An 11,148-nucleotide genomic window follows, 5' to 3' on the forward strand; every position below is an offset into this window, starting at 1 on the left:
TATACTTTAATTTTGGAATGATAAATATTTAAATTTTATTTGACTTCATATAGTTAGTCTTTAGATTACTTTATTGAATATCTGAGATGATTTTTTCTACATCTTTAATATTTAATTTATTCCTCTTATACTTTATATAAATATTTAATTTTTCTCCTGCCTTATATTTATTATCAAGATGCATAATAAGATTATCTCCATCCTGTTGAAACTCTAGATCTTTATTATCAAGTTTCACTTCTTCAATTTTAACATCTCTATAAAGTTTTACTGTTAATTTATCTGTATCTAACTTTAAGCGAATATTTAAATCTTCTTTGAACTCTAATCTCTTTTTTTTATCCACATTAACCGATAATTTTTCTAAATTATATTTATCTACTGTATATTGAAACTGTTCGTCCTTATAATTTTTTTCAGCAGATAAATTTTGAGATACTGATTCCATACTCTTAGATTTGTATATAAAATTTGGTATACCATTGTAATGAATAAGAGCTATACAAGGTAGAATTAATATAAATGCATATAATAAAAATACTTTTCCTTTTTTCTTTTCTTTAATACTCAATGATAAATATAAAATTATCACCATTACAAATAAATATATCAGACTATGTAAAAATCCCTGTTGACCAATATTAACAATATTTATAATCCTTCTAAAATTATCTAAATGTACTCTTGATATTACTATTTCATAAATATCTCTTCCTAAAGGTCCTATTATTATAGACAATAATACAATAAATATATAAGCTATATTACTCTTCATAAATACTCCAATAATAAATCCAATAGTTACAGATATTAATGAACTTAAATAAAAATATATAATTGCCTCAACTATTATCCAAATTGGATTCTTTAAAACAATACTAGTTATTATCATAAATATAATAACGATTAAATTAACACAAGAAATATATATATAACTTGCTATAATTTTTGCATTTATTGTTATATGTCTATCTCCAATCACTAAAAAAAGTTCTCTATAATTCTCTTTTTCATCTCTTGTATTAGATTGATATCCTATAATCATGCTTCCTATCATAAGTGCTTGTACTAAAAATCCTGAAAGTGTTAAATGGGATACACCATACCTTATGCTAAAAAAAAGATAAAATAATAATAATGGAATGATCAAATAATTCCATTTACTTCTGTATAACATCCTAAATTCCATAGTAATAATTTTAAATAACTTCTTCATATTACCCTCCATTTTATTTTTTTTTAACTTTGTAATGCTTTAAATATTCAGAAATACTGATAACATTTTCCCTTATTAATTTTAAAAAACTTATTACGATTTTTCAACAAAAACGGACAAACGACAGATATAGACGTATAAACGACATAAAATCTCGTTTATACACCACTAATTGTCATTTGCCCATTTGAAAAATTCACTATTTAATTTATTATATATATTATTTCCTGTTAATGATAATTATAATTAATATTATCATAACTAACCCTATACTTAACATGATCTTTAATGTATTTCTTATTTCTTCTTTTTTATCTATATTCTTTAAAGAATATAGATAAGCCAAAATTAAAATTATACACAATGCAACTAAACTCCACAATAATCCTGATTTCATATATCCCTCCTCCTTATTTAATCATCTAATTCTTGTGACTGATACATATTCACCAATTTTTTTGTATTTCTAATTAAATTTTCTTTTTTACTCTTTATTGCTATAAAAATCACAATTATCATCATAATAATTCCTGATAGCAAATACATACCTATCATTTTATAACTAACTTCTAAATACTTATAGAAAAAAATATGTATAAATGGGAATATGAAATTTATAATACCTAATATTGAAGTTAAATACTGTTTTATTTTTGAAAAATCTACATAATGTAACGTTGCAATAGAAATCATAGCTAAACCCATAAAAAAATTAACAAAACCTTGTATAAAAGGTATAATACAGCCACCAAAAATATTCCCCGAAAAAATATAGTATATAAAAGAAAATACTAAGAGTATTATCATAGAATATATAAAGCCTATAATACTTATTAATAAAGAATTGGTAATCCAAAATTTAAAGGGACTTATATTAGTTGATAACAAAACTTCACTATAGATTATATCTTCAACATTCCAATGAAATAAACTAGTCATTAATATTATGCCGAAACAATAATAACCAACTATTATATCTTGAGGAACATTCATAATTAATAAAATTCCCCCATATATAAATGGCAATAAATAATAAGTAATCGTTTTCGTTTTACTACCTTTAATTTCCTTTAATCTTTTCCAAATTAAAGCTTCCATCTAATACATCCCTTTCATAATCATTTTTTCTTTATTTAAATTAATAACAACTATTTCAAATAAACTACTTACAAAAGACTTAAAACGATTATCATTAGTGAATAGTATAATGTTATAATTAATCCAAAACTAATAAGTATCAGAAAAATAATATATAAAGGCTTAAATTTATTGACTGAATATCAAGTCCAAATTACAAAGTTCTTCAAACGTACCTTCTTTTTTTAGCTCTCCCTCTTTTATAAACCCATAAACATCACAAATTTTTTCAAGTTGACTTAAATGATGAGAACAAATAAAGACTGTAACTTCATTCCCTTTTATCATCTCTATATATTTACGTAACATAAATATTATATCTAAATCTAACCCTCTAGTAGGCTCATCAAGAATCAACAATTTAGGTTTATTTATAATTGCTCTTGCTAATGCTAATCTTTGCTGCATTTCTCTAGAAAAGAAAACTATATTATCATCCTTCCTATTTATAAGTTCCACAAACTCTAGAACCTTTTTTATTCTATTCTCTCGTTCTACTCTTTTCGAATTAGGATAATAAATTCTATCAAAAAACTCTATATTTTCCCATGCAGATAAACTTTTATAAAGTCCTAAATGATCAAATAAGCAACCAATATCCTTTCTAATCTTGTCAAATTTATTGGTATTTACATTTACACCATTTACCATAACTTTTCCCTCTGTTTGTTGATACAAATTAAGTATAATTCTTATTAAAGTTGTTTTTCCTGCACCATTTGGTCCTATTAATCCATAAACTTGATTTTCTTTCACATGAATATCTATATTCTGTAAGATAATTTTATTTTTAATCTTCTTACTTACATTGTCTATTAAAATCTCCACTTGCCCTTCTTCCTTTCTCTAATTTTAGTTATTAAAATGACAAAATTCATCCTATAAATATGTAACACTATTTTGAAGGGAGAAATTTATATTAATTTCAGGTAAACAATTATATATTTATAATTTAGTTCCGGTTTTATGAGAATTTTAAATACTTAAATAATTTTTTATTATATCTAAAATTAACATAAAGAAAATTTTGAATCTTCTTTACACATATAAAGATTTGTAAATCTTTTATCTTTATTTAAATCTTATAATATTTTTACATTCTTTTTCAATAAAAATGGACAAACAACACTCTAATATGTATAAACAACATTTTAGTCGTTTATGCATATATATATGTCGTTTGTCCATTTTATAATTTTAATTTATAAAATATTATCTTTAATTTACTACACTATCCAAAATCATAATCATTCTCAAACCTTAGCTATATTCATCTAAATCATTATGTCTAATCATACAAATCAAAGCAAAAGCAAAATATAAAAAGACCCCTTCTATAGTCATACCATCATTGATATTAGTAAAATGGACAAACGACACTTTTAGGTGTATGAATAACATTTTATGTCGTTTATACATCTATATCTGTTGTTTGTCCATTTTACTTTCAAAAATTTATAATTTGTGATATTTTATTATAAAAGAAATAATTAAAGGGTGAAGCATATTGATTGATAAAATAGTAAATAGCATTCATACTTTTTTTATTCAAAATATAGACCTAGAGGAAACTGATAGTATAAAACTTAAATATACTTTACAAGTTATAATAAGCGAATTATCCAAAGTAATTATATTATTAATTATTTTCAGCTTTATAGGTAAAAGAATATATCTAGTTTATTCCATAATAACTCTACTATCTATTAGAATATTTACAGGAGGATTACATTTTAAGACTTATAATGGTTGTCTAATATCTTCATGTTTCTTCTTTTTAATAATATTAATTGCATCTATAAATGTTCCGCTAAATTCTTTAATACTTGTTACCTTATTTGTATTTACTATAATATCTGTAATTTTTTTAGCTCCTATTCCATCTAAATCAAGACCAATGTATAGTACACCTAAAATAATAAAATTCAAAATTTTAGGTATATTATCAATTTTGCTTCATTATTTATTATATTTAATTAATAATGAAGCACTTTATGCTACTAACTCAATATGGGTATTAGCATTTCAAGCTTTACAATTAATTATAGGAAAGGGGGTATTCTTATATGAAAATAAAAGGCTCAAACTTCAAAAAGGCAATTAATTCTATATGTAGTATTCTTGTACTAGCTTCCCCAATATTAGTTTCAAAATCTGCCTGTTATCTTTTCTGGGGTGAACCTGAATGTCCTGAAGCTTTAAAACAAGAAATAGAAAACAGATAATCCCCCCCATTAAAAAACCATAGTACAGTTTAATTATTATAGTTAAGCTTACTATGGTTTTTTTATTATAAATTAAATGATTATCTAAATATAATCCTGAATACAAGGAAATTAGAATTATATTCTTCTCTAAATTTATTTAAAACTTCTATTTCTCCATCATATTTCTTTAATACTTCCCTTAAATTATACAGCCCGTAGCCTCTTCCCTTTGATTCTTTAGTAGAAAATTCCTTAATAAAAAATTCACTAATATCTTTTTGACTCATATAATGATATTTATTAGATACTTCTATGATATTAAATTTTTCATCCCTTTTTACAATCAACTCAACAATATTATCCTTTACATTAGTTTCAAAGGCATTATCAATTAGATTACCTACTATTTCTATTAATTCAAAATCTTTTAACACCGTATCTAAATTATAATTGTATACTGAAACATTAAATCTAATTCCCTTATCCTCAGCTTCTCTCTGTTTGCTATATAAAAACCCTGCAAGTATCTTATTGTTTATTTTTATTAAATTACTTATTTTCTTATTACTTAATTCTTGGGTATAATCCTTGATATATTTTGATATTCCCTCGGTATCATCACTAGTTAATGCAATCATATTTAAAGCCTGTATATGATTATCAAATTCATGTTGTTTCTCCCTTACTTCTTTTATTAAATCTTCAATTACTGTAAAATACTTATCATATAATTGTAATTGTTTAGACTCATATTCATTCTTAAGTCCCCTTCTTAATATAACAAAATTGATAAATACGATAATCAAAGATAAGACTGAAAACATAATGAAATTATCAAATATGTTCTTTATATCTAATTTCCAATAAATTAAAGCAAAAAGAAGTATAATAAAAATATTAGTAATTAAATATTTAAAGAGTTTATTAGACTTTTCTATATATTCTAATAAAATGTATAAAGGTAATTTATATACTATTAAAATAACTAATACAATAGAAATACCTTGAGAAATTAATCCATTCATAAAATTATAATCTATATCAGTTAAAATAATCTTAAGAGGCATGATTGAAATAAGTTGAGCACACAATAATAAAACAGTTGTTATTAACCACAAATATATTGTTTTCATAATACTTTTTCTGTAAAACAAGTATATAAATAATAATGAAAATGACATAGTAAAGAAGATATGATATCCTTTCATAACAAATTTTTCTACTGGAATACTAGCGAATGAAAACATTAAAAGATAGAGTGCTATTCTTTTTATATTTTTGGGTCTCTTTCTCAATAATCCATGAGATATCATTATATATCCTATTATATCAAATAATGACATAATAAAAGATTCAAATATTGTCATATTAAGTCCTCACATAAATTTTCTTTAAATTTCCTTCCAATTGGAACAGGTCCTTTTAATCTTTTCAAATATACATAATTATTGGATTTATCTACTTTTTTGATAAATTTATTATTTATAATAAATCCCTTATGACATCTAATAAAATCATCCGACAATTCATTTATAATCATCTTTAATGTATAGGAGGATGTTACAAAGTTTTCTTTCGCTGTTTTTATGTATAATTTCCTATTCTTAGCTTCTATATAAATAATATCAGCTTGTCCAATAACATATGTATAATTTTCTTGTCTTATTTTTATAGTTTTTTCTTCTCGCTTTTCATTAATACCATATTTAATAATATCATTAAATACTTTCTCTACTTCTTCCTTAGTGAAAGGCTTTATAATATAATCATAACAATGAATCGTTCTAAAGGCTTCTAATTCTCTAGTAGGTATAGCTGTAATAAATACTATAGGAATAAATTTATACTTCTCTATCCCTCTTATCTCCTTAGCTAATTCTAATCCCGAATAATCTTCCAATTGAATATCTAAGAAAAAAGCATCTATATGATACTTTTTACTATACTCTAAAGCTTTAGAAGCAAATCCAGTAGTTAGAACCTCTAAACTATTATCTATAGAGTATATTATTGATTTTAATCCTTCACTAATAATATTGTCATCTTCAACAATTAATATCTTCCCCATTAAAATCACCCCTATTTTTATTCTCTAACAGAAAATAAAATAGTTCATATTCTTATACAAATTATACCAATAGTTGTACAAATATTCAATCTATCTCTACTTATAAAAATTATCTATAAATTTATTATATATTGTTTAACTATTTATCTATTCTGCAAATTAATTATTTTCCTTGAAAATCCATATTTCCATGCTACTTTATTCACCAATATCAATATAAATAGATATATATATTTACCATAAGGTATCATCGTAGATGCAAGATGAATTGCCAATAAAACTCCAAATAATAATAAGGATTGAAAAGCCTGAAGTATACCTCCTTTATTAGTAGAACCAAAGGGTTCAGAAAAAGGTAATATTTTTTCTCCGATTTTATGATTTACATATATCCCAAAAAACAAACTCATATAAACTATTACTAAGTCTATTAATACCTTGCTTTTAAACAAAAAGAGAAAAACTATAGCTACAAAAATAAATACTGGAGTTACTAAATTAATAAATAATGCCTTTAATGTTCCCTTATATACATTGTCATAATTTACTGTGAAAAATTTATATATCCAAGCTCCTTGATAGTTCCCTGAATATCTTATCATTTGAATAATAGTGGTAATCATAAATCCAGTAAAATAAATCGAAAAATAACTTTTGGAATTTGAAAGACTCTCTAAACCACCATCAAAACCCATTCCCACTATCATGACAAAAGGAAATATTAAGCTAAATCCTAGATTAGGATATACCCTTAATTTAAAATTTCTTTCATTCTTCATAATATTAGAAGCAAAATTATAAAAAGTTCTTTCTTCCTTACTATTACAAATTATATTACTTATTAATTTATTAAATCTATTTTTTCTCTTTCCTTTTCCATCTGCTTGATTTAATTTTTCAAGATTCCTCTCAAAGGCCGGTATAAACATAATATATAATATAATAGAAATAATAGGCACTACTATAGCTAAAATAGAATAAACAATAATATAATTTTCTCTATTACCATTTAACAATAACTCAAAAATTGAAGCAAACCATACTGGAGGCAAAAAATAACTCCACCAAGTAGGATTAAAATTGACTTCAAATATTTCTGTAAAACTAAATACTCTTCCTATTAATTGATAAGCTATAGTTATAAAAATTGTTAATCCTATTTGCACATAATTGATAATATCTTTTAATTTTTCTCCACTAAAAGCCTTCAATATAATTAAATATACTAAAGCAGTAATCATAATTATAAACAAATCTACTAGTATTATTAAAAAAAGATATAATAAGAAAAAAACAATTCCCTTATTAAACAACGAAGCTATCAAAGAAGGCGCTGCCATTGTCATAGTAATCATAAATATATAAATACAAATATGTAATATTTTAGCTACATTTAAAGTTTTACTATCTACCGGTTTTGTATATATCAATATCTTATCTCTTACATCCAACAAGACTGAACTAAAATCAGATATTAAAGATGCCATCATCATAAACATAAATATCCCAAACACTATACTCATCGAAAAAATATAATTATCGCTTATAAAAATGAAAGGAATTAAAAACAAACCTATAAATATATACAATGGTAAAGAACGAAGGAAATTATTTTTATCTTTATCTACTTTTTTATTATCTTGAATATTTACAGTTGCCGTTCTTCTACTATCTAATAATAATTTCACCTGAAGAATTCTTCTCATTATAGTATAATCTACTCCCATTTTTCTAAACAAAGCTTTAAATCTATCAATAAATTTTAATACTCTATAATCTTTCATCTGTACCATCCCTTTTTATAGTAGATACAATATCTTGAGCTATTTTTTTATGTTCCTTAAATCCTGTTAATTCATTAAAAATATGTTCTAAAGATCCTTCATTTAATTGAGAGTTTAAATCTTTCATACTTCCGTCAGCAACTATTTCTCCATCATTTATTAGTATTATTCTATCACTTAACTTTTCTACTACTTCCATGATATGAGATGAATAAAATATAGTCTTTCCATCACGAACAAGCTCCGATAATACCTCTTTAAAAACCATCACACTATTAGCATCTATACCACTTAATGGCTCATCTAAAAATAATATATCTGGATCATTTAAAAGACTTGATATTATTAAAACCTTTTGTTTCATACCTTTTGAAAAAGAGTTTATCCTACCATCATAAACATCTCTTATACCAAATAACTCCATTAGTTTTTCTGCTTTTTTATCTACATCAGATGAATCCATTCCATATAATTCTCCCATGAAAATAAGATATTCCCTAGCTGTTAGATTTTCATATATATCAGCAGTCTCAGGTACATACCCTATCCTTCTCTTATATTCTACAGGATCATCCTTAATATTTTTCCCAAATATTTTTATATCTCCCTGATATTCATCTATCAGTCCTAACATTATCTTTACGGTAGTACTTTTTCCTGCCCCATTTGGGCCTATGTATCCTATGATTTCCCCTTTATTTATATCTAAATTAATATTTTTTAATACTTCTTTGGTGCCATAGGATTTTTTCAAATTTCTAATAGTTATTATTGATTCCATAATCCCCCTCCTTTTGAATTCCATAATATTATATCATATTTAACAAATGATATATTCACCCTCACTTTGATTATTAATTTAAAAATTATATATTATTAATTATTACATTCTCTATATTTCATGATATACTTATTATAACAAGATAATTTCAAAATACTAAATAGAGTTTATTCCTTTTCTAATTATAAATCATAATTCTTACTTTATCATATAATTTACTTTCTAATAATTGAATATATTGTAATCCTATATTTTTTATTATATAATCATAGGCAAATAAAGGAGTAGATTATGGAAAAAATATATTCCCCTGGAGAAAAAATTAAAAATATAAGAAAAGATTTAAAATTAAAACAAGTAGATATAACTGACAGAAAAATAACTAGAAATTTAGTAAGTGCCATCGAAAATAATAAGGCAAATTTAACTAAAAAAACAGCCATTACTATTGTACATACCATTAATAAATATTGTAAGGAAAATGATATTGATTTCAATATAACACTTGATTATATTATGGAATCAAAATCATCCCAGGCTATTAAGCTTGTAAATAAATATATTAATGAATTAAATTTAGAAAAAGATAATTTATACGAAAATTTAAATGATATTGATGAGTTATTACTTATTATTACAGATAACAAAGAAAAATCAATAATATTAGAAAAAATCGGAGATATCTTATTAAATAATAAATTATACTTAAAAGCATTTAACTACTATACAAAAACTTTTGAAAATCTATTATTATCTCATGATAAAATAAAGCTTTCTGAAATTTATTTTAAATTAGGAAAAACTTGTTTATTTCTTAAAGAATATACTCAAAGTATTTATTTTAACAAAAATGCTATATCACTATTAAAAACTCAAGATACTATAGATCCCAAGCTATATATAAAATGTAACTTTAATCTAGCTCTGGGCCTAGTAAAACTCAAGAAATATGAAAAAGCTATTGACATCTTAAATAAGCTTGAAAAATCAAATATTACATTAAATAATAAGCAAAAAATTAATATTCTAGTATTAAAAGGTAATACTTATTCCTATATAAATGATTATGATAATGCTTTGATTTGTTATGAAGAATGTATAAAATTAGCTGAAGATAAAAGTTTAAATAAGCTCTTATCTTTAATTTATATCAATGTTGCAGCAGTTTATGAAAAACTTCAAGAATATCAAAAATCTTTAGACTATACTTTATTAACATTAGATTTAATAAAAAAATATGATAGAGAAAGCTTACCTGAAACATATTATGCCCTTGGAAAATTATATATAAGTTTAAAGGAATATGATAAAGCTAAAACCTATTTAACTAGGCCATTATTAGGCTATGAATATAATATTGATAATGAATTATTAATAAAAATATACCTTCAATTATTAAAATTACATAAAATAACTAAATCTTTTAAAGATATATATGCTCTTATAAGTATTGTTGAAAGTAAATTTGATTTAGAAAGCTCTACTAAAGATATTCCTAAATCAAAAGTAGAACTTTTCTATTTAAATGCTATAGAATTTTTATTTGATAAGGATCAATTAACCACTAAAAGGTTGTTTGATAATTTAAAAAGAGGGAAAGAAAAAAATGAAACAAATTAAAAAAGTCAGCACAATTATTATTCTTACTTTAATATTGTGTTCTTCTACTACTGGAATTTCTTTAAGTGAACATGAAGACCCTGGTCCTATGGGTGGAGTAGTCAAAAATCTATAAATAATCCCAAGCTTTACGTGATATGCCTCACCTCTTAGTAGGTGTATATATTGGTACATTTATCCAATGCCTTTATTGAGTAGGATATTTTAGTCTAGAAAAAAGTATAGAGGGGAAATTGAATCTTTTAAATCTAGATATCAATTCCCCTCACCCTTTAATTTTGGTTTTAATATATATCTCAGTATTTTAAATATAGTTGTAATAATAAAATACATCA

At 23.5% G+C, this 11,148-nt stretch carries 11 protein-coding genes; 3 read left to right on the forward strand and 8 right to left on the reverse strand.

Annotated features, from left to right (window positions below):
• Positions 1–70: 70 nt before the first annotated feature.
• The 4 genes from GOQ29_RS05765 to GOQ29_RS05780 all read right to left on the reverse strand — a co-directional run bounded on the left by GOQ29_RS05765 (position 71) and on the right by GOQ29_RS05780 (position 3,181).
• The gene (locus GOQ29_RS05765; RefSeq protein ID WP_203371695.1) at positions 71–1,216 is read right to left on the reverse strand and encodes an ABC transporter permease; all 1,146 of its coding nucleotides are present in this window, start codon (positions 1,214–1,216) and stop codon (positions 71–73) included.
• 220 nt (positions 1,217–1,436) lie between these two features.
• On the reverse strand, positions 1,437–1,613 hold the full coding sequence (locus GOQ29_RS05770; protein WP_203371696.1) for a hypothetical protein: 177 nt from the start codon (positions 1,611–1,613) through the stop codon (positions 1,437–1,439).
• A 17-nt stretch (positions 1,614–1,630) separates the two neighbouring features.
• The gene (locus GOQ29_RS05775; RefSeq protein WP_203371697.1) at positions 1,631–2,314 is read right to left on the reverse strand and encodes a hypothetical protein; all 684 of its coding nucleotides are present in this window, start codon (positions 2,312–2,314) and stop codon (positions 1,631–1,633) included.
• A gap of 168 nt (positions 2,315–2,482) precedes the next feature.
• Complete coding sequence (locus GOQ29_RS05780) at positions 2,483–3,181, reverse strand: ABC transporter ATP-binding protein (RefSeq protein WP_203371698.1); 699 nt, start codon at positions 3,179–3,181, stop codon at positions 2,483–2,485.
• 679 nt (positions 3,182–3,860) lie between these two features.
• Between GOQ29_RS05780 and GOQ29_RS14990 the strand changes: the two genes are divergently transcribed.
• Both GOQ29_RS14990 and GOQ29_RS05790 read left to right on the forward strand, forming a co-directional pair.
• The gene (locus GOQ29_RS14990; protein WP_203371699.1) at positions 3,861–4,457 is read left to right on the forward strand and encodes an accessory gene regulator B family protein; all 597 of its coding nucleotides are present in this window, start codon (positions 3,861–3,863) and stop codon (positions 4,455–4,457) included.
• Positions 4,420–4,578 carry a cyclic lactone autoinducer peptide gene (locus GOQ29_RS05790; RefSeq protein WP_203371700.1) on the forward strand — a complete coding sequence of 53 codons (159 nt, stop codon included), beginning with the start codon at positions 4,420–4,422 and terminating at the stop codon, positions 4,576–4,578. The genes GOQ29_RS14990 and GOQ29_RS05790 overlap by 38 nt, the downstream gene beginning before the upstream one ends.
• Before the next feature lie 80 nt (positions 4,579–4,658).
• On the opposite strand, the gene GOQ29_RS05795 is transcribed toward GOQ29_RS05790, so the two are convergent.
• From GOQ29_RS05795 to GOQ29_RS05810, 4 genes are all read right to left on the reverse strand, one after another.
• On the reverse strand, positions 4,659–5,927 hold the full coding sequence (locus GOQ29_RS05795; RefSeq protein WP_203371701.1) for a sensor histidine kinase: 1,269 nt from the start codon (positions 5,925–5,927) through the stop codon (positions 4,659–4,661).
• The gene (locus tag GOQ29_RS05800) at positions 5,924–6,628 is read right to left on the reverse strand and encodes a LytR/AlgR family response regulator transcription factor (protein ID WP_203371702.1); all 705 of its coding nucleotides are present in this window, start codon (positions 6,626–6,628) and stop codon (positions 5,924–5,926) included. The genes GOQ29_RS05795 and GOQ29_RS05800 overlap by 4 nt, the downstream gene beginning before the upstream one ends.
• A gap of 143 nt (positions 6,629–6,771) precedes the next feature.
• On the reverse strand, positions 6,772–8,412 hold the full coding sequence (locus GOQ29_RS05805) for a hypothetical protein (protein ID WP_203371703.1): 1,641 nt from the start codon (positions 8,410–8,412) through the stop codon (positions 6,772–6,774).
• Positions 8,399–9,193 (reverse strand): ABC transporter ATP-binding protein, encoded by a 795-nt coding sequence (locus tag GOQ29_RS05810; protein ID WP_203371704.1) that lies wholly within the window; start codon positions 9,191–9,193, stop codon positions 8,399–8,401. The genes GOQ29_RS05805 and GOQ29_RS05810 overlap by 14 nt, the downstream gene beginning before the upstream one ends.
• Positions 9,194–9,484: 291 nt before the next feature.
• On the opposite strand from GOQ29_RS05810, the gene GOQ29_RS05815 reads away from it, so the two are divergent.
• Positions 9,485–10,813 carry a helix-turn-helix transcriptional regulator gene (locus GOQ29_RS05815; protein ID WP_203371705.1) on the forward strand — a complete coding sequence of 443 codons (1,329 nt, stop codon included), beginning with the start codon at positions 9,485–9,487 and terminating at the stop codon, positions 10,811–10,813.
• Positions 10,814–11,148 lie beyond the last annotated feature (335 nt).

The sequence above is a fragment of the Anaeromonas gelatinilytica genome (genome assembly GCF_016820635.1).
GTDB classification, from domain to species: Bacteria; Bacillota; Clostridia; order Tissierellales; family SIT17; genus Anaeromonas; species Anaeromonas gelatinilytica.